Raw genomic sequence first — 22,713 nt, 5'->3', positions numbered from 1 at the left:
ATAATCAACTGTACTGTTGAATCCTTAAACTCTTGACTATATTTACTTTGTCTCATTTGCAACCTTTATTCATTTATTTTATCTCAGAATCTTTTAATTCTGAGTATGAATTTATGTTACCTCTCCATACCTCTCCAGATCATAAGTTTAGATTATGATAATAAAAGAGCTCCGGTCAATGCTACAGATACGGCACCTCATAAAGATATAAATGAATTTATGAAATACAGACAAAGTGGTGAATATTTAAAAAGGCTAAGACAAAGGCTCACAGTTGATGCTGTTAATTACAAGTATCTAAGAGCTAAACTAAATGTTAGAAAAACAGGAACGGATAAAGCTTTCTGTATAAGGCACATGTTAAGAGGTATAACTCAAAGTATTAAGCCTTTCAAAGATTTAAACATGACATATATGGCTTTAGTTCAAACTTTACGACCCTTTGGAGTATCTTTATCAGCTGTTAAACATGCAAAAACTGCAAGATTTACACCAAATATGATTGCTGATACTACAGGGAATCGTGTAATTATACGAACTGTATTGAAAGCTTTAAATTATCCAAAAGATAAAACCAATTACAGCAATTTTCTAGAACTACTTCTATACAAGAAAATCAGTAACCCTGAGGATGTTTCTTACCTAGATTAAGATAAGAAATCAAAAATATATAACACTATTCTCCCTATGGGGTTAGTGTATTAAAATTAAATATAATAAGGAAAATATTATGCCGTTCTATGATTATACAAAAAAAAAGAACTTGAAAAATAGTATTAAAAGAATTTGTCCAGATGTTAAAACTATCAAAGAAGTTTGTGAATTTAATGAAGATGGTTTTAATCTTTTATGTATGGAGTTAAAAACTGATGAGCACGAGTACCTTTTAACGCAAGATGAATATAACTATTATAACAGTTATGAATATTGGTGCTAAAGACCCTTTCTAAGACCCTAAATCCTTGGGTCTTTCTTGAGTCTTTTCCAAAATTTAAACTAAAAAAAAAGCTTCTAGCAAAAAGAACTATAAAAGTTCAAATAGCTAAAAGCTTGTATTGGTTGCGGAATCAGGATTTGAACCTGAGACCTTCGGGTTATGAGCCCGACGAGCTACCTAGCTGCTCTATTCCGCGATTTATATGTAATTTGTTAAATAATCAACAGTATCAAATATTAATTAGATTTTTTTATTAAATATGTGGTGGATGGGGTACTAGGATTCGAACCTAGGAATGACTGCACCAAAAGCAGTTGCCTTACCACTTGGCGATACCCCAAGAATAAAGTTTGAAAATGGAGCTGGTGAAGAGAGTCGAACTCCCGACCTGCTGATTACAAATCAGCTGCTCTACCAACTGAGCTACACCAGCGCCGTATTTCATTTAAGAAATGGTGTCAAGAGAGGGACTCGAACCCTCGACCTCCGGCTTATGAGACCAGCGCTCTAACCAGCTGAGCTACCTTGACACTATAAAAAATTGGTTGCGGAAACAGGATTTGAACCTGTGACCTTCGGGTTATGAGCCCGACGAGCTACCTAGCTGCTCTATTCCGCGATATAAATAAAAGAACATTTTGTCCAAAGACATACAGTGGAGCGGGAGACGAGACTCGAACTCGCGACAGTCTGCTTGGAAGGCAGAAGCTCTAGCCAACTGAGCTACTCCCGCATCACTTTGGTAAAATTATAAAAACTAAATAGCATTACCAAATCTATTTAATTCTGGAGCGGGAGACGAGACTCGAACTCGCGACAGTCTGCTTGGAAGGCAGAAGCTCTAGCCAACTGAGCTACTCCCGCATAAAAATATATCGAAACACATTTTTAAAATCACAAAAAGTGAAAACTATTTAATTAAAATAGTGGTGGGTTATGAAGGACTCGAACCTTCGACCACTCGGTTATGAGCCGAGTGCTCTAACCAGCTGAGCTAATAACCCGTATGGCGGACAGTGAGGGATTTGAACCCTCGGTGCCGTTACCAGCACGTCTCCTTAGCAGGGAGGTGGTTTCAGCCACTCACCCAACTGTCCGCTATTTCCGTAATTTTAACTTCTTAAAATCAGGACGGAAATTATAATACTACATCACTTAAAACATACTTAAAAACAAAGAGTTAATCAAATATTTTTCAATATCTCTTCAACTACTTTTTTAGGATCTTCAGCTTTATATATTGGTCTTCCAACAACTATAAAATCTACTGAGTTTTCTTTTGCAAAGGGAATATCTGCTACTCTTTTTTGATCACCACTATCTTCGCCAAAAGGTCTTATTCCTGGACATAAAGTAATAAATTCTTTTGAAGTATTCTTTTTTATATCAAAACTTTCATAAGCAGAACATACAACACCATCAACACCTGAGTTATAAGTATCTTTTGCAAATTGTATTGCTTTTGTAGCTATATCTTCGTTATAAATAGCCTTAAAACTTTCATTATCAAAAGATGTAAGTGCAGTAACTGCTAAAACTAGTGGTTTATTCGGTATATCTTTTATTCTATTCATTACCAACCTCATAGCTTCAATACCTGAACTTGCATGAACATTAAACATATCAACAAGTCCAAAATTAGATATTTCTTCTGCAGCATCTGCCATTGTATTTGGAATATCATAAAGTTTTAAATCTAAAAATATTTTAAAATTTGGATTAATTGCTTTTAAATCTTCTAAAAACTTTTTACCATCTCTTATATAACTTCTTAGTCCAACTTTTAACCAAACATCAAAATCTTTTATTTGTTTTACTAAAGCTAAGTTTTCTTCTGCACTTGATAAATCTAAAGATACACATAATTTCATTGCATTATTCATAAATTAAGCCTTAATAATCTTATCTAACAAACCATTTACAAATTTTGGAGCACCATCACTTGCTAATCTTTTTGATAATTCAATTGCTTCATTTATTATAATTGCTTTTGGTAAGTCTTCAAATAAAATCTCATAAACAGCCAATCTTAAAATAGATTTTTCAACAGAACCAATATCTTCTAAAGTTCTTTGAGTCAAGTGAGAGATAATCTCTTTATCAATACTTTCTAAATTATCTACTGTTCCATTGAAAATTTTTAATGCAAACTCTTTTTGTTGATTTCTGATTTTTTTATCTTCCAAAATTTCATCAACAAATTTTGCAATTCCTTCATTTCCCAAATCATAAGCATATAATAAACCTATTACTGACTCTCTAGCTTGTGTTCTAGTTGCCAAATTATTTCCCCATTTCGTTATATAAATCTAACATTTCAATAATAGTAACCATAGCTTCTGCGCCTTTATTTCCAGCTTTTGAACCAGCTCTCTCAATCGCTTGTTCAATTGTATCAGTAGTTAAAACACCATTTGATACAGGAACACCATGTTTAATTCCAACTGTTGCAATTCCTTTTGTAGCTTCTGCTGAAATATAATCAAAGTGTGGAGTAGCACCTCTGATTACGGCACCAACACAACAAACTGCATCATATTTTTTGCTTGATAATGCTTTTTCTAAAGCAAAAGGAATTTCAAAAGCACCTGGAACTAATATTAAATCTAAATTATCTTCATTTCCGCCATGTCTTTTAAATGCATCTTTTGCACCCTCAACTAGTCTATCTGTTATTATGTGATTAAATCTTCCGTTGATAATAGCGATTTTTTCGCTACCGTTTAATCTTAAATTACCTTCAATAATTTTCATTTATTTCCTTTAAAAATATATGTATAAGGATTAATTATATCCTAAAGCTTCTTGGATTGCAAAAATGTCTGCAATCGTTTTATATAAGTCATCAATTTTAAGCATATTTGGTCCATCACTAAGTGCTACACTTGGGTCCGTATGTGTTTCAAAAAAGAATCCATCAACACCAACAGCTGCTGCTGCTTTTGCCATATATGGAACAAATGCTGAGTTCCCTCCTGTTGTTCCACCAGTACTTGGAATTTGAACTGAGTGCGTTGCATCAAAGATTACAGGAGCGTATTGTTTTAATAAAAGTAAATTTCTCATATCTACAACTAAAGCACCATATCCAAATGTATTTCCTCTTTCACAAAGCCAAACTCCTGCTTTTTCTGAACTTTCATAAGAAACTTCAGTGATTCCTCTTGTGTTTAAGATTTTTTCAACTGGATGTTTCATAGCATCAGCTGCTAAAAATTGCCCTTTTTTGATATTTATAATTGCAGGTGTTTTTGCAGCTGCTACTAATAAATCTGTTTGTCTACATAAAAATGCTGGGATTTGTAAAATATCAATTACTTCACCAGCTGGTGCTGCTTGATATGATTCGTGAATATCTGTTACAACTTTATATCCAAATTGTTTTTTTATCTCTTCAAATATTTTCAATCCCTCGTCAAGTCCTGGACCTCTAAATGAGCTTATACTTGTTCTATTTGCTTTATCAAATGAAGCTTTGAAATAAAATTCAACTCTTTTATCTTCACTTAAGGGTTTTAATTTTTCAGCAATTCTCATTACTGTGTCTCTATCTTCTAATACACATGGTCCTGTTAAAATTTTCATATAAATCCTTTTAAGATTGTTCGTTTTTCTTTGCCTGTTATTGCATAATAAAATTCATAAATATTTTGGCAAATATATTCTATATCATTTTTTGCATGACTATCACATGCAAGTAATATCTTATCACCTATTTTTAGGTCATTTTCCCATAAAGGAAGAAGTATTATATCATTTTCTCTTTGAAGTAACAAAGGAACAACATTATTTTTTTGTTCTTTATTATATAAAGATATTCCAAATAATTCCATTTTAAGGTTTTGTTTTGAAGATAAATATTTATAAATTTCAGGTGTATTGCTTTGATTTATTTCAAACTCTAAAAGTAATGGATTTTCATTAATCTGTTTTACTAATCTAGTTATTAATTTCATAGCCCATTCATCATCTTTTTTGATAATCATTTTTAAAAATTTATCACTCAACGGACTAACTAAGGCATTTGTAATTTTATTTACTAATATTTTTGAAGGTGTAAAAATATGATTTACATTTGCATTTTTAAATAAAAAATCATCTGCTATTTCATTTTCTCTAACTATTGTTACAATATTCGGATTTAGTTTTTTTGCAGTTGCTAATATTGATAAATTTGTCGTATCATCATCCGTAACAGCGGCAATTACAACAGCTTGTTTAATCCCCACATCTAAAAGTACTTCTTTGTCATCAGCACTCCCAAAAACTAAATTGGGAATCTCTTTTTGACTAAAGGGAAAATCTTTATTTTTATCAATTTCAATTAATTTTACTTCAATATTATTTTCATTTAATTTTTCAAATATTTTTTTTCCCATTCTCCCATAACCACAAATGATATATAAACCTTTTGGAAAAACCGGTAAAAAGGCATTTAAATTATCTATTTGATAAAGCCACTTTTCTAATTTAAATAAATTAGGAGCCCAAAGTGCCATACCAATTTCTGATGAAATAATAGAAAAAGGATTTACAATAACCTCAGCTTCTAAATCTTTTAGATTTTCTGTATGATTTGAACTTGTTGATTTAACTGCAACTTTTATATTTTTATTTAAAGCTTTTGCTATCAAAGTTATTTTTAAATTTAAAGCATCATCTTCAAATAAAGAGACTATTGCTTTACAATTTTTTTTGTTTAATCCAGCACTTTCTAAAACTTTTACAGAATAACTTTCACTTGCTAAAAGAGGAACTGTTGGGGTGAAATTTTCTAAAATCAGATTATTTATTTTTAATTTATCTTTTTCTATAACAACTGTTCTTAGTCCTTGGTCTAAGGCTTTCATAATTATTTTTCGTGTAACTTGGTTATAACCTAAAACTACAATAAAATCTTCATTAAGATTTTTTATTTGTCTTAAAAACTTTGCTTTTTCTATCTCTTGTAAAAATAAATTATCTCTAAATAAAGCAATTAAAGAACCAATACTATAAAACCATCCTAAAACAGTTAAATATATAGAAACACTAACCCACATTCTTTGAGGATAACTAAAAGCATAGGGTGTTTCACCAAATCCAATTGTTGTTGCTGTATAAGAGATAAAATAAAATGCATCAAAAATAGTCATATAATATGGATTACCATTTTCATCAGTACCTTCCATAAAAGTCAAGCCTAAAATAGAAATTGAATAGGTAATTAATATTATTAAAAAAGGTCTTCTCATTTTTTGTAAGATTATAAATAATGAATTATTTCTCAATATATTATCTTCTTATCTTTTTGACTTTAAAGTATCACCAACATAAAGTGCAACCGAAGTTATATTTGCTAATAAAGCACCTCCTGATAAAGAAACAATAATAGCCATAATTTCAGAATTCATTCCAATTGAATAAACCGTAATCGTCCAAACAGTAGCGGCTGCAATTAACTGAATATCTGCAACTAAAGATGTTGCTAATAAAACTGAACCTAATTGTGTTTTATCACCAAGTTTTAAAATTGTTGCTATTAGATTTATTACTATTGCTGCAAATAATTCATATTTACTATGACTTGCAATTGTGTTCATATCACCATAAAAAAAACCAAAATTTAATGTCATTGCTAAAATAATAAAAAATCCAGAAATCACCTTATCTAAATTCATTTACTTCTCCTTTGTTTTTTACTAAGTTTAATTTTCTTCTAAATACCTCATCAATATCATCATGTACTCTTGAATCTTTATCTAAAAAAAGTAATTTATTTTTATCAAGTTGTTTTATATTTTTAAGTCCCATAATTGCCAATAAACCTTTTACATTTTTCAACAGATTTTTATGATAATTCGCAACATAATTTGCATGTCTAAATACAAAATATTTTCTTCTTTTTTTCTTATCTTGCGTTGCTAAACCAACAGGACATTGTCGCCCTGTTGTTCCTGAGCAATATCTTGCTCGAATACAACCAGCACTCATCATAAATCCTCGGGCTATTTGTAAAAAATCAGCACCTAAACTCATCACAATTATAATATCATCAGGAGTAAGTATTTTTCCACTTGCAACTATTTTTATTTTATCTCTTATTCCATAATCACTTAAAACTTTATCCACTAAATAAACAGAATCTCTTACATTTAAACCAACTCTTTCCATCATTTCTAAAGGAGCTGTTGCGCTTCCTCCACTTCCTGAATCAAGAGTAATATAATCAGGATAAGCATCAATTCCCGCATCAACTCTTCTTTTTATCTCTTTTGCATACGGTTCAATATTTTGCATATCTGAAATTACTATTTTCATTCCTACTGGTTTTCCTGAAAGCTCTTGAAGAGTTCCAATAAAATCAAATAACTCTTCTATTGTATTTGCATAAGGAAATCTATTTGGAGAAAAAACATCTTTATAAGCTTCAACATTTCTATAATAAGCAATTGCAGGAGTTACTTTTGGACCTGTTAGTTTTCCACCTGTTTGTTTTGCACCTTGAGCTATTTTTATTTCTGTCATTTGACAAAAACTCATAACTTTTTGGTATCTATTTGGATCAAACTTTCCACTTTTATCTCTAGTTCCATAAAGTCCTGAACTAATTTGAAATACAACATCTGGCATATCAGCAGGAACAGTTTTAGGAAAAGCTTCTAATGGTCCATCCCAATTTGGTCTATAAAACTGTTCTTTTTTCATATCTAAAATATAAGTTTCAGCTTCTGGGTCATTTTTGAAAACTAATTTTCTATAAACATCAGCAGCAATTGCACCATTAAAAAGAAATTTTACAGCTCTTTTTATCTTTTTATTTAAAGATGAACTATCAACTATTGTCATATATGATGAATCATAATTTTCATGGGTAACAAAAAAGTTTGATGTAACTCCACCCTCACCTGAATTTATTGGAAATTTACCAATATATGAACCTTGAACAAAAGCTCTTGTTCCCTCAGGTGAAATAGAACCATCACTCATAGCAGATCTGGCAATTATACTTTTTGATGTATAAGGTTTTTTTCTTTTTTCTCCAAAAGTTACTTCAAAATCATTTTCAACTTCGTTATCATTTAAAACAATATTTGAATGTCTAATCATAAACTTAGGTTCAGGCAAAGGTTGAGCGGGTGAAAATGACGCATAATTTGGAAGATCGCGTGCAGCTTTATAAACCCAATCTAATTTATCTTTTGATTCATAAAACTTTTCATCTCCAAAATATTGTCTAAAAGGTTCTCTAACCTCTTCTAATAAATATCTCAATCTTCCAATAATTGGATAATTTACAAGTAGTTGATGTTCTCTTTGAACATATTTATCATAAACATACCAAGCAATTATTGCAACTATAAATAGAATCCCAAAAGATTCTTCTAAACTTAACTCCATCCTATTCCTTTTTACTTGAAACTAAAAATCCACTTAAAACTATTAAGATTATACCAAAAACTATCAACATTGATGGAAAGCTATCTCCCAAAATAAGTCCTAAAATTATCGAAAAAACAATATTACTATATGATATTGTGCCAATAATTCCAGCTTTTGCAAAAGAGTATGCTTTTGTCATATAAATTTGGGCAAAAGTAGAAAAAATTCCCAATAATATAATATAAGTCCAATCATTTAATTGTGGTGTGGTAAATGTTCCTAACATAAAATCCAAATTTGGATTTACATAAAAACTTCCAATTATCATCAAAATCAAAGGTCCAATAGTTCCTATTGTCATAAATGATAGAACAATAGCTCTTGAGTCATAATAAGTTCGTAATTCTCGCACAGATGTATAAGCAAGGGCAGCTCCCACACCTGATAATATTCCTAAATAATCACTTTTTTCTAAACTACTTCCATCAAATTCTGTGATAAATAAAATTCCAATAAAACCTATAAATACACCAATCCAACCTTTGAATCCTAACTTTTCATTTAAAAAGATATAAGCTAAAACTGCTGTAAAAATAGTAGATGTTTTAGAAAAAGTCATAGCTTCTCCAAGAGGTATTTGTGAAATATTATAAAAGTAAAATAGTAAGGCTACAAACCCAGCGACTCCTCTAAAAGTTAATAACCAAAACTTTCCACCAATTTGTTTTAGAGGAGATTTATAAATAGATATTAAAATAAAAAAAACACCAAAAACATTTCTAAAAAACACAACTTCAACTGAACTCATAGAATCACTTAACTCTTTTGCAGCTGCACCCATAAAAGCAAATAATAAAGATGCATAAAGCATATATTTTATGCCTTTGCTAACTTGATTTTCCATATAATAACCTTTTTCTTAAAAACAAATTGTAGTATTGTTTTCATATCTTAAAGCTTATTTTGGCTATTATATTACCCTTATATAAACAGTTCATAGGGGAAACATGGAATACTTAAAAATTATTGGAGGGAACGATATTTCAGGAAGCGTTGAAATATCAGGTGCAAAAAATGCAGCACTACCTTTAATTGCTTGTACTATTTTGGGAAACAATGAAATAACTATTGGAAACTTACCAAATGTAGTTGATATTAATACTTTTTTAAAACTAATCAAAAAACTTGGTGGAACTTTTGAAAAAGATGGAAATAGCGTAAAAATAAACACATCAACTATAAATAACACAACAGCAACTTACGATATAGTAAAAACAATGAGAGCATCTATTTTGGTTTTAGGTCCGATACTTGCTAGATTTGGAGTTTGTGAAGTTTCACTTCCAGGTGGTTGTGCAATTGGTCAAAGACCTGTTGATTTACATCTAAAAGCACTTGAACAAATGGGTGCAAAAATTGAAATTTTACATGGATATATCAGAGCTACTGCACCAAATGGTTTAAAAGGCGCAAAAATTGTATTTGATAAAGTAACTGTTGGTGGAACTGAAAATACAGTTATGGCAGCAGCACTAGCCCATGGAACAACTACAATTATTAATGCAGCAAAAGAGCCTGAAATCGTACAACTTTGTGAAGTATTAGCAAATAGTGGAGTAAATATACAAGGTATTGGAACTTCAAAAATCATAATTGAGGGAACAGCCCAAAAACTATTAGAAATCAAAAATTTTGATGTTATCCCTGATAGAATTGAAGCTGGAACTTATATGTGTGCTGCAGCTATTAAAAACCAAAAAGTAAAAATTGAGAAAGTAATTCCCCTACATTTAGAAGCTGTAATTTCAAAACTTGAAGAGATGGGATTTGAGATATTACAAGATGAAAATAGCGTTACAATCTTGCCAACTACACAAATCAAACCTGTAAATATTATCACAACGGAATATCCAGGTTTCCCAACTGATATGCAAGCTCAATTTATGGCACTTGCTACTCAAGCAAATGGTACAAGTACTATTGATGAAAGACTGTTTGAAAATAGATTTATGCATGTTAGTGAACTTCTAAGACTTGGAGCTGATATTCATCTAAATGGAAACACTGCAACTATAAATGGAAAAGCTGGAACGCTAAATGGAACAGATGTAATGGCGACTGATTTAAGAGCTTCATCTGCTCTTGTATTAGCAGCTCTTGTGGCAAATGGAGAAACAAATATTCATAGAATTTATCATTTAGATAGAGGTTATGAAAATCTTGAGGGAAAACTTTCGCTTATTGGTGCTGATGTAAAAAGGTTTACTGAATAGCACACTTTTAAATGATAAGAGAAAAAATCATTCTCTTATCATTTTTTTTAAGTATAAATTTACTAGAATTTATCCAACTACAAAACAAGGTATATTTTAATGAAACTAGAAATTTCTTTATTCAAATTTGATAAAAACTCTGATTATTTGCCATATTACACAAAACATTATTTAAAAACAGAAGATGAAAAAAATATTTTAGATATCTTAAATACAATAAATAAAACAGCAAAACTAGGATTTGAAAAAAGTTCTGATTTTGATTTAGTTATAAATGGAGTTTATGTAAAAGCTTCAATTACTTTAGAAGAAGTTATTGCTAACTTTGGAAATGAACTAACAATTGAACCTATTTCAATAAGAAGAGCTTGTGATGATTTATTAATTGATGATAATGACTTTAAAGAAAGACTTTCAATTTTGAAAAATTTAGCACAAGAAGAAGACAAACTTGAATATTTAAAACTAAAACCATATTTTTATGCTTCTAATACTCTAAATTATAAAAATGATTATATTGGTGATGCAATTTTAGTTTTGGCTTATGATTTAATCAAAAAAAATCCAGCTATTGCAAACTATGTTCTTCTTGCTCTTGATGATTATGAAATTGGAGCGCAATATCATACTAGTTTAGAAAAAAGAATTTATAACTTTGATATGATTATTGAAGAAAAAATCCAAACTATTCAAAATAATCTAAATCAATTTGAAGCACTTGAAAAACAAAATTTTAGATTAAACAAAACTTTAATTATTGATTTTGGAACATTTGAAGAAAATTACGAAATTAAACATGATTTTAAAGATTTTAATATTGCTTATTATACCTCTAAAAACTCTGAACAAACTTTAGAATTATTAAATAAATTAGATGCAAATATTTTAAACCTAGATTCAATGAAACTTGATTTAGCAAAAAATACTTTTAATAAAAATCCTTTAATCACTTATCATGTTGCAGCAACGATTTTACTTGATGCTTTTGATAATAATGCTGATTTTTTACTTGTTGATACAAATGAAGATTTTTACATTTTTGATTATAATAGAAAACAATTAGAAAAACTTTCAGGAAGAGAAATAATACTTCCAGTAATTCATAAAAATGAATTACAAAAACTAGCTATTGCAAATCATACAGAAGCTAAAAAAACTTTAGATAAACACCAAATTAATCCTGAAATAATATAAGGATTCTTTTGATTTTAAATTTAGATTATGTAATCTTTTCAAGTTTAATCATAGCTTGTTTATTACCACTATACATTTATAAAGAAAAAATATTTAAAGTAAAAATAAAAGCAAAAGAGGATGAAGGTTTTCCTTTATTCCTTAAAGATTTAAAAAGTTATATGCTTCATCATCATCCAAAAATTGATATTGACTATAGAATTGTCGAAAAAACAAAAGATGAAGAAAATATGGAACTTCGACAAACATTAATTATAGAAAGTGTCATTAAACAATTTTTCAATTATCCATATCCAAAAGAAACACAAGCCACCATTCCAAGGGAAAAACTTTGGATAAATTATGAAGAAAAATCAAAATCAAATCCAAAATATCCAAGCGATTGGGCATTAAGAAAAGAGTTTGCATGGAAAAGAGATCATAAAAATTGTAGTAGATGTGGAAATGAGCTAAACATAGATGAGGCTTATACAAGCTTTGTAAAAGAAATAACTGATGGTGGTGGTTATAATCTTGAAAATATAATGACTTTATGTGTAAATTGTAACAAGATTCTAAATTCTAAAAACCCAAGAAGTACCATTTCTTCGCTTAATTTAAATGATAACTTAATGAGCTTTATGAAATAAAATTTTAGTTTCCTAAAACTTCATGAACTCTTTTTTCATGTTCATTTTTTTCATTATTGCTACTTACTTTTTCAATTTCTTTATCTAATTCATTAGATTTTTCTTCTCTATTTTTATCTTGAATTTTTCTTTTTAAATGATTTTCTTTTAATTTTATCAATGAATCTTCTAAATATTTATCTTCCAAATTTTTAAGTTGTGATAACTTATTTCTAATAAAAGTTATATCTTTTGTTTTTGGTATCATATATGGAGTTACAATTACAACTAAATTATTCTTTTTATTGTTTGAAATATTATTTTTAAAGAGTTCACCAAATAAAGGAATATCACCTAAAAGAGGAACTTTTTGATTTGTAGTTTCAATTTTATTTTCTATTAATCCTCCAATAATCACACTTTCACCGTTATTTAATATAGCTGTTGTTTTTACTTCTTTTTTTGAAGTATCAGCATTTCCACTTATAGTTTGAGTGGTTTTTACACCTTCCAAAATAGTATTTATTTCAAGTGTAACTTTTGTTTCGTTTGAAATTCTAGGTTTTACTTTTAAAGTTAAACCAACATCTTCTCTTTGAAAATTTTCTCTAGTAGTTCCTCCATCTGTGACGCTACTTGAAGTTTTAATTGAAATAGTTTCTCCCACATAAATAGAACTTTCTTTATTATTAATAGCTAAAATTGAAGGTTCGGAAACAATATCTAAAGCTCCATTTTGTTTAAGTAAATTTAATGATGCGCCTAAGGCTAATCCAGATTTTATATCAGGAATATCTATTCCTATTGCATCTTTAAGTAAAGAAATAGAATCAGAACCACCATTTAAACTTGATGAAAATGCAGTAAGTCCGTTATTATTTGCATTTCCTGCAAATATTCCATAAGAAATTCCTATTTGATTTACTAACTCATCATTAACTTCAATAATTCGTGCTTGTACATAAACTTGAGCTTTTTCAACATCAAGTTCTTTAATTAAACTATTTATATATGCTATCTCATCTGTGTTTCCCATTGCTATAATAGAATTTGATTCAACATCTAAAGAAATTATTGGTTTATTTAAAGAATCAGGGTTCTCTTTTTTACTTACAATATCTTCTAATATTTTTAGAATATTACTTGCATCTATATTTTTTAAATTTATAACTTTTACTTCTTTTTTTAAAGAAACAGAATTATCATCTATGTTTTTAATGTATTTGGTTAGATAATCAATATCTTTTTTTTCTGCGATAAGTGTTATAGAATTATCAAAAATATTTTCAATAATAGAAATATTTTGTTTTTTTAAATCTTGATTTGAAATTGATTTTGAGATTTCATCTAAGCTTTTTTTAGCAAAATCTGCTTTTATATTTTTTAGTTTTATTATTGATGTTTCTTTTTTTGTGTCTGAAAATTTTATTACTCTTAAAATATTATTTTCTTCAACTAAAGTATAACCTTTATCTTCTAAAGTCATATACAAAATCTTAACTAACTCATTTTTACTTACAGTTTTATTTGGTACAAAATCAACTGTTCCTTCTATATCTTGTGTTATTAATATATTTTTATTTATTATTTTGGAAGTTATTTTTATTAAATCACTTATTTTCAAATCTTTAAAATTTACATTTATTTCATCATTAGCAAATAAGTTAAAAGCTAAAAGAACAACTAATAAAATTCTCTTTAATTTCATAGAAACTCCTAAAATTATATTTAAATAATCTATACAGTTATTATGATACTAAAATACTTCTTAATAGTTTTGTTTTTAGCACTTCAAATTCTTCATTTGTAAGTTCAATTTTTAAACTCACTTTCGTTGAAAAATCTTTTGATTTTATATTTATATCTTCTTGAGTTAAGAGATATTCCAATTGTGAAAGTTCAGAGTATTCACACTCTAAGGTTTTTATTTCTAGTTTTTTATATTCTTTAAACAAAGCTATTTTTATAACTTCATTTACACTATCTCCATAAGCCCTTACTAATCCGCCCGTTCCTAGTTTTATTCCACCAAAATATCGTACAATTATTACAGCTGTATTTATTATTTCAGCTCCTGCCATTACTGCCAAACTTGGTTTTCCACTTGTGCCTTTTGGTTCGCCATCATCACTACTATTTTCAACTATTTGGTCAAACTCATTTAAATATCTATATGCATAAACATAATGTCTTGCTTTTGGATGTTCCTCTTTTACTTTTTTCATAACAACATCAAACATAGAATAAGGCATTAAAAAAGCTATAAATTTTGATTTTCTTTCTTCGAAAGTACAGCTAAACTCTTTTTGAACAAATTTCAACTATAATTGCCTCCATGAGATTAGATTTATACTTAACCCAAACCTTTAATATTCAAAGCAGAAACAAAGCTTTAGAATTAATAAAATCAGATAAAGTTAAAATTGATGGTGCGATTATATCAAAACCCTCTTTTAATGTTGAGCAAAATCATAAAGTTGAGATTTTAGAAGATGATTTTTATGTATCACGCGCTGCTTACAAACTAAAATACTTTTTACAAGAACTAAAACATTTTGATTTAAAAAACAAAAATACCCTTGATATAGGAAGTAGTACTGGTGGATTTACTCAAGTTTTACTTGAAAATGAAGTAAAAAAAGTTACTTGCGTTGATGTTGGTTCAAATCAACTTCATGAAAGAATCAAATACCATCCTAAAATCACTTTTTTTGAAAATACAGATATTAGAAACTTTCAAAGTGATGAGATTTTTGAAATCGTAACTTGTGATGTTTCATTTATTTCTATTTTACATATTATAAATGACATAAATCGCTTAGCAACAAAAGATATTATCATACTTTTTAAACCTCAGTTTGAAGTTGGAACAAATGTAAAAAGAGATAAAAAAGGTGTGGTAAAAGATAAAAATGCAATCATAAAATCAAGACAAAAATTTTTAGATTCAACACTTGCATTAAATTGGAAATTAAAATACTCTAACTTGAGTAAACTACAAGGAAAAGATGGGAATGAAGAAGAGCTCTTCTATTTTAGTAAATAAAAATACAATAACTTCAATAGCTATTGGAGGTTTTGATGGAATGCACATAGCTCATCAAGAACTTTTCAAAAACCTAGATTCAAATGGAGCAATAGTTTCAATAGAATCAGGATACGCAAACTTAACACCAAAAAGATATAGACAAGAATACAGTATTTATCCTATTTATTATTATATTTTAGAAAATATTAAACATCTTGAAGGCGATGAATTTATAAAATTAATAAAAAATGAGTTTCCAAATTTAAAAAAAATAGTTGTGGGTTTTGATTTTTGTTTTGGGAAAAATAGAAAATACTGTATAGAAAAACTAAAAGAACTTTTTGATGGCAAAGTAATAGTTATTGATGAAATAAAGTTAGAAAACATTCCTGTTCATTCAAGAATTATAAGAGATTATATAAAGCTTGGTGATATAAAAATGGCAAATAAACTCTTAGGAAAAGAGTACAAAATTTATGGACAACAAATAACTGGTCAAGGTTTAGGAAGCAAAAGTTTTGTTCCAACAATAAATCTAAAAGTTGATGAGTTTTTACTTCCAAATGAGGGAGTTTATTTTACAAAAACTATTTTAGATGATCGTGAGTTTGATTCTATTACTTTTTTAGGGCATAGAGTCTCAACAGATGGAAGTTACGCTGTTGAAACGCATATTATTGATGAAGATATTAAGAACAGTAATCATACTACACAAATAAAATTTTATGAAAAATTAAGAAATAATAAGAAATTTGATACTTTCGAAAAACTTAAAAATCAAATCTTAGATGATATAAAATCTGCAAAAAATTACTTTATTAATATTTATTAATATGCATTTAGATAGAATATATGTATGGTAGATAAAGTATTTAAAAAATCAATTACAAAACAATTCGAATTTGATGAAGAAGTAGCATCAGTATTTGATGATATGTTAAACCGTTCAGTTCCTTTTTATAAAGAAATGCAAAGATTATCAATAAATTTTGCGTGCAATTTTTTAGAAGAAAATGATAAGGTTTATGATTTAGGTTGCTCAACTGCTTCTACATTAATCGAATTAAGTAAACATTGTAAAAATAATTTAAAACTAATAGGTATTGATAATTCAAGTGCTATGTTAGATAATGCAGCAAAAAAAGCTGGTGCTTTTGGAGTTGATATTGAATTAATAAATGCTGATTTACATGATGTAACTTACGAAAATGCAAAACTTATACTTTCAAACTATACTTTACAATTTATAAGACCTTTACAAAGAGAAAAATTAGTTAAAAAAATATATGATTCCTTACAAAATAATGGAATTTTTATTTTTAGTGAAAAAGTGATTTCTTCAAATTCAACTTTAAATAAACAATCTATTGATGAATATTATGAATTTAAAAAAACACAAGGTTACTCAGAGTTTGAGATTTCTCAAAAAAGAGAAGCTTTAGAAAATGTATTAATACCTTATACTGAAGAAGAAAATAAAAAAATGATATTAGATGCTGGATTTAGCCATTGTGAAACTATTTTCAAATGGGTAAATTTTGCTACATTTATAGCAATAAAAAAATAGATTAAAGGATTTTTGTATGTTAAAAGTAGGAGATGCGGCACCTAGTTTTTGTGCTGCTAATCAGGATGATGTTGAAATTTGCTCAAGAGATTTAGCTGGAAAATGGATAGTTCTATATTTTTATCCAAAAGATTTAACACCTGGTTGTACTACACAAGCTTGTGACTTTACAGATAAACACTCTTCTTTTGATGATTTAGATGCAGTTATTTTAGGTGTTAGTGCAGATGATACTGAAAAACATAGAAAATTTATTGATAAATACGATTTAACAATAACTCTATTATCAGATTCGAGTAAAAAAATGTGCGAAGATTTTGGTGTGTGGCAACTAAAACAATTTATGGGAAAAGAGTTTATGGGAGTTGTTAGAACAACTTTTATTATTAATCCTGAGGATAAAATTGCTGCTATTTGGGATAAAGTTAGTGTTAGAAAGAAAAAAAGTGTAAAAGGCGAAAAAATAGAAATTTTACATGTAGATGAAGTTAAAAACAAACTTCAAGAATTACAATCAAAATAATAGGAAAACTTATGACAAAAATATTTAACAAACTTTTATTAGCTGGTGTAAGCAGTTGTTTACTATCAAGTTTAGCTTTTGCTCAAGATACAACTTGCTACAAAAATAATGTAGAAAAACCTTCTTTAATTGAAGATATTTCTTTAGATGGTGGTATTTGTAATGGTAAGTTTTCTTTAAATCAAATGAAAAACAATGGTTGGGATGTATTAGATATTAAAATTAATTCTTCACAAAATAAATTTAACTATACATATTATTTCACAAAAAATACAAACACAAATAAAAAAGTTGATAATGTTTTGCTAAAAACTTCAATAATAGAACCTGCAACAACTGCAACAAATAAAGAGTTCTCAATAAAACCAATGGGGTTAAAAATCACAAATATTGAAAATAATAAAAGTGTAATTCCTATGGGAAATTTAATTATTGGTCAAACAGGTATAATTATTCATATTTTTGATAATGACAGAAGATTAATAGTTTCAAATGCAAAAGTTATAAGTTCAGATTCAAATAGCTCAGTTGTTGAATTTTTTGGATTTGATGATTTAAAACAAAATGCAATTCCAACATCAAATAGAGTAGTTTCAAACAATGATATTTTAATTTTAAATTATATGTATAATTCATCTTTATTAATAACTCCAACTTTAGATGCTTTTCAAAATGTACGAGATAATTTTAAATTAAATAATTTTGTTCATTCAGATATTTTTGCTGCAAAATTAAAAGTTGATCATATTCCATATCCTACAAAACAAGATATTCAAAAGTTTGCAATTGAGCAAAATCTTGGAACTATTTTTATGGTTATTGAAAATAAAGTTTTCATAATCGATACTAAAACATTTACAATTTTAGCAAGTTATGTAGTTAATTATGAAAATAATGCTGAAGTTAAAATGCCATTTTATACAAGAGTTGAAGATATTGAAGATTCTTTTTTCCATTTTTCATTTTTCAACTTCTTCTCTGGAGAAAAAAATCTAAGTTATAATGACTATTATAAAAGAATTTTAGGAATAAAATAATGATTGATAAAAAACATTTAGATTATATAACTTCAATTGTTGGTGAAGAAAATATAAAAAGTGATAAAGCTCACTTAATCGCTTTTTGTTATGATGCAACAAGAACAAGATTTGAACCAGATGCTGTTGTATTTCCAAGACACGAGCAAGATGTTTCAGATATTTTAAAATATTGTAATGAACATCAAATAATTATAGTTCCAAGAGGTGCTGGTTCTGGATTTACAGGTGGTGCATTACCTGCAAGTGGTGGAATTATTCTTTCGTTAGAGAGACATATGAATAAACTACTTGAAATTGATATGGAAAATATGGTTGGAGTTGTACAACCAGGGCTTATAAATATGCAATTTCAAAAAGCGGTTGAAGAAGTAGGACTTTTTTATCCTCCAGATCCAGCAAGTGAAGAATATTCAACACTTGGTGGAAATGTAAGTGAAAATGCAGGTGGAATGAGAGCTGCAAAATATGGAATTACAAAAGATTATGTAATGGCATTAAGAGCTGTTTTACCAAATGGAGATATTATAGTTGCAGGAAAAAGAACTATCAAAGATGTTGCAGGATATAACACTGCTGGAATTTTAATTGCAAGTGAAGGAACTTTAGCCATAATCACAGAAATCACTTTAAAATTAATTCCAAAACCAAAATTTAAACAAACTTATATGGGAGTTTTCCCAAGCGTTGATAGTGCAATGACAGCTGTATTTAAATCACTTGCAGCTGGAGCAAATCCTGTTGCTATGGAATTTTTAGATGCATTAGTAATTAAAGCTTTAAGACAAAAATTCCCACAAGTATCTCTGCCTGAACATGCAGGTGGAATTTTAGTAGGAGATGTTGATGCAAGTAGCGAAGCTGAAATTGATTCACAACTTCAAACTCTAAAAGAAGCATTTGAGGCATTTGGGGCAACTGAGTTTATAATTGCAAAAGATGAAGAAGAGAGTAAAAAACTTTGGTTTGCAAGAAGAAATGCAAGTCCTGCAACAATGATTTACGGAACAAAAAAACTAAATGAAGATATTTCCGTTCCAAGAAGTAAATTACCAGTTGCACTTGATGGAATTTATAAAATTGGTGAAAAATACGGATTCCAAGTTCCTTGTTTTGGTCATGCAGGAGATGGAAATATCCATGTTAATGTTATGGTAAAAGATAAAAATAATGAAAAAGAGATGGAAGATGGACATAAAGCCATTGAAGAAATTTTTCAATATGTAGTAGATTTAGGTGGAACTTTAAGTGGTGAGCATGGAATTGGTACATCAAAAGCACCATTTATGCATATTGCATTCACAGAAGCAGAAATGAACTTATTTAGAAGTATCAAAAAAGCGTTTGATCCAAATAATATATTAAATCCATTTAAAATGGGTCTATAAATCCAAATGAATAGTTCAGATGGTGAAGATAGCTTTCTAAAACGAACCTTAAGAAAAGTTGATTTGTTTTTTAATGATGATACTACATATTATGCTGCATCTTTAAGCTTTTTTACCATTTTTTCTATTCTTCCTATTATTGCACTGCTCATTGCAATAATCTCTTCTTTTTCAGAATTTAAGAACTATTTAGATATTTTTATAAACTATATTTTCAATTTAATAAACCCAACTCACTCTACAGAAATAATTGAAACTTTAAAAAACTATGTATCAAATTCAAATAAATTAGGGTTTATTGGAATTATTTATATGTTATTTGTATTTATTATGTTTATTAAAGATTATGAATATATAGTAAATAAAATTCATAAAGCAAAAAGAAAATCTATACAATTTTCTTTTATTTTTTACTCAATATTTATGGCTATTCTTCCACTCCTTTTTGCTTTTATAAATATCATTATGTCATTTTATGAAAGTAATTTTTATAAAGAAATACTCTCTTATATCTTTTCATGGATCATATTTTTCGCATTATTTAAATTAAGTGTTAATAAACATGTAGATAACAAAGCAGCATTAATTTCTTCATTTATAACTCTTACAGTCCTTTCAATAACAAAAAATCTATTTATTTATTATGTAATATATAACAAAACTTACACAACGATTTATGGCTCATTAGCAACATTATTATTTACTTTTTTTTGGATTTACATTTCTTGGATAATATATTTATATGGAATAAAAATGTGTCATAAGTTAAATATAAGAGTACAAATTAATACAGATGAATTTTTCGACTGAAAACTGACCCACTATTTTGAAAACTTTTGACCCACCTGTAAACTAAGAACATATACTCTTTTGTCATAAGAAATAATAATTATGATGAAAGGTAAAAGGAGATGATTAGTATGGAGGATTGGGTAACTATTCGTAATTTAAAAGTTAAAAATCCAAATTTAGGAACTAGAACTATTGCTACAATGTTAGGTATTAGTAGAAATACTGTAAAAAAAGCATTAGTAAATGATGAAATTCCTTTGTATAACAAAGGAGAAAAAAAGGTAAATAAAAATATAGAGCCATTTATTAATTTTATAAAAGAGTCATTTTTAAAGAAGAATCTAAAAGCCAGTCGTATTTTAAAAGATATAAAATTAAAAGGATATAGAGGAAGCCAGTATGCTTTATATGCTTATATTAGAGAGATTTTAAAACCAATACAACAAGATGTTAGCAAATCAACACCAAGTGCATTTATGCGTTATGAAACTCTTGCAGGTGAACAGATGCAATATGATTGGAGCCCTTATAGTGTTCAAATAGGTGAAGATATTGTAAAAATAAATGTACATCAAACAATCCTAGGATTTAGTAGATATAAATTTTATGATGTAAGTTTGTATGTAATAGGAAGTGATGTTTATACAGCATTAGAAGAGAGCTTTTTATTCTTTGGAGGTGTGTGTGAAAGAATACAAGTTGATAATGCAACAGTATTTGTAACAAATGCGTCTAAAGATAATTTAGTTTGGAATCCTAGGTTTTTATCATTGTGTGGATTTTATGGAATTAAACCAACAAGAAGTATGCCTAGTCATCCATGGAGTAAAGGGAAAGTAGCATCCGTATTTAGTTATCTTGAAACTCATTTTATAAAAGGGAATATTTTTAAAAGCTTTGAAGATTTAAGAACTAGATTAAAACAGTTCCAAGATGAGCATAACTTAGAACTGCATGGAACAACTAAAAGAATCACAAAAAAACTTTATGAAGAAGAGGAAGTAAACTTTTTAAAGCCACTTCCTATAAACCGAATAACAGGTGAATTAAAACGATATGTTGGATTTAAAGAAGAGTTCAGAAAAGCAACAAGTGAATGTTAATTGCATATAAGGGAAATAAATATTCAGTTCCTCACTACTTTGCAAGTAAAGAAGTGTGGCTTCGAGTTCTTTATGGAACAACTTTGCAAATATACTCAAGTAAAAACAAACTAATTGCCTCTCATAATATAAGTATGAAAAAAGGTGAAGTTATTTTAAATAAAGAACACTTTGAAGGGTATAGAAATGATAATCAGTTTGATTCACTAGCAATTTCAATATCAAGACTTACAAAAAGATTTGCCAATTATAGAAATATCAATAAGTTTGTTGAAAATGTAAAAGTAGCAAAAAGAATAAATCCAGCTTATCATCTTTATAAAATAGCAAATTTATTTGAATACTACGATGATGCAGATGGTCCTCGTTCCTGCGGGATTCCACTTCGTTACATGTATTATGGCAATGGAAGAGTGTTTTAGTCTTAATGTTTATAGTATTTCTATTATTAAAGGTTATATCACTCATCAAAGAAAACCAAAAAATGAACAATTAAATTTGTTCAATATTAAATTACCAACAGCAAATATAAAAAGAGATTTAGGAGATTATAAAATATGATGAAACAAAGTGAAATCCTGCTTACAGGTAAAACAAGAAATACTACAAATTTAAGAAACTCAGGACCTGTTTCCTTAGAGAATGGTTCAATGAAAGAAAATATTGAAAGCTATTGTAAACTTCTTTCTCTTGGTTCTGTAATGGATAATTATGAAACAGCTGCAATGGATGCTGTTAAAACAAAAATATCTTATCAAGAGTATCTTTATAAACTGGAGAGGTAACATAAATTCATACTCAGAATTAAAAGATTCTGAGATAAAATAAATGAATAAAGGTTGCAAATGAGACAAAGTAAATATAGTCAAGAGTTTAAGGATTCAACAGTACAGTTGATTAT

General features: G+C 28.2%; 26 protein-coding genes and 9 tRNA genes. 16 read left to right on the top strand and 19 right to left on the bottom strand.

Annotation, left to right across the window (positions count from 1 at the left end):
• The first annotated feature begins 219 nt into the window (after window positions 1-219).
• Together B0174_RS11575 and B0174_RS11570 are read left to right on the top strand one after the other, a co-directional pair.
• The gene (locus B0174_RS11575) at window positions 220-651 is read left to right on the top strand and encodes a hypothetical protein (RefSeq protein ID WP_133174800.1); all 432 of its coding nucleotides are present in this window, start codon (window positions 220-222) and stop codon (window positions 649-651) included.
• 79 nt (window positions 652-730) lie between these two features.
• A complete protein-coding gene (locus B0174_RS11570) occupies window positions 731-937 on the top strand; it encodes a hypothetical protein (protein WP_108561145.1) in 207 nt (68 codons plus the stop codon).
• Between the two features lie 119 nt (window positions 938-1,056).
• Here B0174_RS11570 and B0174_RS11565 read toward each other — a convergent pair.
• The 17 genes from B0174_RS11565 to B0174_RS11485 all read right to left on the bottom strand — a co-directional run bounded on the left by B0174_RS11565 (window position 1,057) and on the right by B0174_RS11485 (window position 9,203).
• Window positions 1,057-1,133: transfer RNA gene (locus B0174_RS11565), tRNA-Met, on the bottom strand.
• Window positions 1,134-1,202: 69 nt separating this feature from the next.
• A tRNA-Gln gene (locus tag B0174_RS11560) sits at window positions 1,203-1,277 on the bottom strand.
• A gap of 17 nt (window positions 1,278-1,294) precedes the next feature.
• Window positions 1,295-1,370 (bottom strand) — tRNA-Thr (locus tag B0174_RS11555).
• 20 nt (window positions 1,371-1,390) lie between these two features.
• Window positions 1,391-1,467: transfer RNA gene (locus tag B0174_RS11550), tRNA-Met, on the bottom strand.
• Window positions 1,468-1,479: 12 nt separating this feature from the next.
• Window positions 1,480-1,556 (bottom strand) — tRNA-Met (locus B0174_RS11545).
• A gap of 37 nt (window positions 1,557-1,593) precedes the next feature.
• Window positions 1,594-1,670: transfer RNA gene (locus B0174_RS11540), tRNA-Gly, on the bottom strand.
• A gap of 54 nt (window positions 1,671-1,724) precedes the next feature.
• Window positions 1,725-1,801 (bottom strand) — tRNA-Gly (locus B0174_RS11535).
• A gap of 63 nt (window positions 1,802-1,864) precedes the next feature.
• Window positions 1,865-1,941 (bottom strand) — tRNA-Ile (locus B0174_RS11530).
• A gap of 3 nt (window positions 1,942-1,944) precedes the next feature.
• A tRNA-Ser gene (locus tag B0174_RS11525) sits at window positions 1,945-2,034 on the bottom strand.
• An 87-nt stretch (window positions 2,035-2,121) separates the two neighbouring features.
• On the bottom strand, window positions 2,122-2,820 hold the full coding sequence (gene pyrF / locus B0174_RS11520; protein WP_108561142.1) for an orotidine-5'-phosphate decarboxylase: 699 nt from the start codon (window positions 2,818-2,820) through the stop codon (window positions 2,122-2,124).
• Between the two features lie 3 nt (window positions 2,821-2,823).
• A complete protein-coding gene (gene nusB, locus B0174_RS11515; RefSeq protein WP_108561139.1) occupies window positions 2,824-3,219 on the bottom strand; it encodes a transcription antitermination factor NusB in 396 nt (131 codons plus the stop codon).
• 1 nt (window position 3,220) lies between these two features.
• The gene (gene ribH / locus B0174_RS11510; protein WP_108561136.1) at window positions 3,221-3,691 is read right to left on the bottom strand and encodes a 6,7-dimethyl-8-ribityllumazine synthase; all 471 of its coding nucleotides are present in this window, start codon (window positions 3,689-3,691) and stop codon (window positions 3,221-3,223) included.
• A 30-nt stretch (window positions 3,692-3,721) separates the two neighbouring features.
• Complete coding sequence (gene kdsA / locus B0174_RS11505; protein ID WP_108561133.1) at window positions 3,722-4,522, bottom strand: 3-deoxy-8-phosphooctulonate synthase; 801 nt, start codon at window positions 4,520-4,522, stop codon at window positions 3,722-3,724.
• Window positions 4,519-6,108, bottom strand: coding sequence for a potassium channel family protein (locus B0174_RS11500; protein ID WP_228156462.1), 1,590 nt, complete (start codon window positions 6,106-6,108; stop codon window positions 4,519-4,521). The genes kdsA and B0174_RS11500 overlap by 4 nt, the downstream gene beginning before the upstream one ends.
• Window positions 6,109-6,219: 111 nt before the next feature.
• Window positions 6,220-6,597, bottom strand: coding sequence for a DUF6394 family protein (locus B0174_RS11495; protein WP_108561127.1), 378 nt, complete (start codon window positions 6,595-6,597; stop codon window positions 6,220-6,222).
• Window positions 6,584-8,317 carry an FMN-binding glutamate synthase family protein gene (locus B0174_RS11490; RefSeq protein WP_108561124.1) on the bottom strand — a complete coding sequence of 578 codons (1,734 nt, stop codon included), beginning with the start codon at window positions 8,315-8,317 and terminating at the stop codon, window positions 6,584-6,586. The genes B0174_RS11495 and B0174_RS11490 overlap by 14 nt, the downstream gene beginning before the upstream one ends.
• Before the next feature lies 1 nt (window position 8,318).
• Window positions 8,319-9,203, bottom strand: coding sequence for a DMT family transporter (locus tag B0174_RS11485; protein ID WP_108561121.1), 885 nt, complete (start codon window positions 9,201-9,203; stop codon window positions 8,319-8,321).
• Window positions 9,204-9,306: 103 nt separating this feature from the next.
• On the opposite strand from B0174_RS11485, the gene murA reads away from it, so the two are divergent.
• From murA to B0174_RS11470, 3 genes are all read left to right on the top strand, one after another.
• A complete protein-coding gene (murA, locus tag B0174_RS11480; RefSeq protein ID WP_108561118.1) occupies window positions 9,307-10,572 on the top strand; it encodes a UDP-N-acetylglucosamine 1-carboxyvinyltransferase in 1,266 nt (421 codons plus the stop codon).
• 99 nt (window positions 10,573-10,671) lie between these two features.
• Window positions 10,672-11,766 carry a hypothetical protein gene (locus B0174_RS11475; protein ID WP_108561115.1) on the top strand — a complete coding sequence of 365 codons (1,095 nt, stop codon included), beginning with the start codon at window positions 10,672-10,674 and terminating at the stop codon, window positions 11,764-11,766.
• An 8-nt stretch (window positions 11,767-11,774) separates the two neighbouring features.
• The gene (locus B0174_RS11470; protein WP_108561112.1) at window positions 11,775-12,395 is read left to right on the top strand and encodes an HNH endonuclease; all 621 of its coding nucleotides are present in this window, start codon (window positions 11,775-11,777) and stop codon (window positions 12,393-12,395) included.
• Window positions 12,396-12,399: 4 nt separating this feature from the next.
• Here the strand turns inward: B0174_RS11470 and B0174_RS11465 are convergent, their stop codons facing one another.
• Both B0174_RS11465 and B0174_RS11460 read right to left on the bottom strand, forming a co-directional pair.
• Complete coding sequence (locus B0174_RS11465) at window positions 12,400-14,082, bottom strand: type II secretion system protein GspD (RefSeq protein ID WP_108561109.1); 1,683 nt, start codon at window positions 14,080-14,082, stop codon at window positions 12,400-12,402.
• Window positions 14,083-14,122: 40 nt separating this feature from the next.
• Window positions 14,123-14,695 (bottom strand): YigZ family protein, encoded by a 573-nt coding sequence (locus B0174_RS11460; protein WP_108561105.1) that lies wholly within the window; start codon window positions 14,693-14,695, stop codon window positions 14,123-14,125.
• 14 nt (window positions 14,696-14,709) lie between these two features.
• Between B0174_RS11460 and tlyA the strand changes: the two genes are divergently transcribed.
• From tlyA to B0174_RS11410, 11 genes are all read left to right on the top strand, one after another.
• Window positions 14,710-15,420 (top strand): 23S rRNA (cytidine-2'-O)-methyltransferase TlyA, encoded by a 711-nt coding sequence (gene tlyA, locus B0174_RS11455; protein WP_108561102.1) that lies wholly within the window; start codon window positions 14,710-14,712, stop codon window positions 15,418-15,420.
• Complete coding sequence (locus B0174_RS11450) at window positions 15,389-16,234, top strand: bifunctional riboflavin kinase/FAD synthetase (protein WP_108561099.1); 846 nt, start codon at window positions 15,389-15,391, stop codon at window positions 16,232-16,234. The genes tlyA and B0174_RS11450 overlap by 32 nt, the downstream gene beginning before the upstream one ends.
• A 24-nt stretch (window positions 16,235-16,258) precedes the next feature.
• Window positions 16,259-16,969 (top strand): carboxy-S-adenosyl-L-methionine synthase CmoA, encoded by a 711-nt coding sequence (gene cmoA / locus B0174_RS11445; RefSeq protein ID WP_108561096.1) that lies wholly within the window; start codon window positions 16,259-16,261, stop codon window positions 16,967-16,969.
• A gap of 16 nt (window positions 16,970-16,985) precedes the next feature.
• Window positions 16,986-17,492, top strand: a complete 507-nt coding sequence (gene bcp, locus B0174_RS11440; protein WP_108561093.1) for a thioredoxin-dependent thiol peroxidase — start codon at window positions 16,986-16,988, stop codon at window positions 17,490-17,492.
• Between the two features lie 11 nt (window positions 17,493-17,503).
• Entirely contained in the window at window positions 17,504-18,529 is a 1,026-nt protein-coding gene (locus tag B0174_RS11435; RefSeq protein ID WP_108561090.1) for a plasminogen-binding N-terminal domain-containing protein, read from the top strand.
• Window positions 18,529-19,917, top strand: a complete 1,389-nt coding sequence (locus tag B0174_RS11430) for an FAD-binding oxidoreductase (RefSeq protein ID WP_108561087.1) — start codon at window positions 18,529-18,531, stop codon at window positions 19,915-19,917. Before B0174_RS11435 ends, B0174_RS11430 begins: the two co-directional genes overlap by 1 nt.
• Before the next feature lie 6 nt (window positions 19,918-19,923).
• Window positions 19,924-20,727, top strand: coding sequence for a YhjD/YihY/BrkB family envelope integrity protein (locus B0174_RS11425; RefSeq protein ID WP_108561084.1), 804 nt, complete (start codon window positions 19,924-19,926; stop codon window positions 20,725-20,727).
• Between the two features lie 101 nt (window positions 20,728-20,828).
• The gene (istA, locus tag B0174_RS11420) at window positions 20,829-21,812 is read left to right on the top strand and encodes an IS21 family transposase (protein ID WP_108561081.1); all 984 of its coding nucleotides are present in this window, start codon (window positions 20,829-20,831) and stop codon (window positions 21,810-21,812) included.
• A complete protein-coding gene (locus B0174_RS11415) occupies window positions 21,806-22,234 on the top strand; it encodes a Mu transposase domain-containing protein (RefSeq protein WP_108561078.1) in 429 nt (142 codons plus the stop codon). Before istA ends, B0174_RS11415 begins: the two co-directional genes overlap by 7 nt.
• The gene (locus B0174_RS12230; RefSeq protein ID WP_165790426.1) at window positions 22,218-22,373 is read left to right on the top strand and encodes a hypothetical protein; all 156 of its coding nucleotides are present in this window, start codon (window positions 22,218-22,220) and stop codon (window positions 22,371-22,373) included. Before B0174_RS11415 ends, B0174_RS12230 begins: the two co-directional genes overlap by 17 nt.
• Window positions 22,370-22,597 carry a hypothetical protein gene (locus tag B0174_RS11410; RefSeq protein ID WP_108561075.1) on the top strand — a complete coding sequence of 76 codons (228 nt, stop codon included), beginning with the start codon at window positions 22,370-22,372 and terminating at the stop codon, window positions 22,595-22,597. Before B0174_RS12230 ends, B0174_RS11410 begins: the two co-directional genes overlap by 4 nt.
• Window positions 22,598-22,713: the final 116 nt, after the last annotated feature.

It is taken from the genome of Arcobacter caeni (genome assembly GCF_003063245.1).
GTDB lineage: Bacteria > Campylobacterota > Campylobacteria > Campylobacterales > Arcobacteraceae > Aliarcobacter > Aliarcobacter caeni.
Note: the sequence above shows the minus strand (reverse complement) of the source record. Positions and strands in the feature narration are given on the sequence as shown.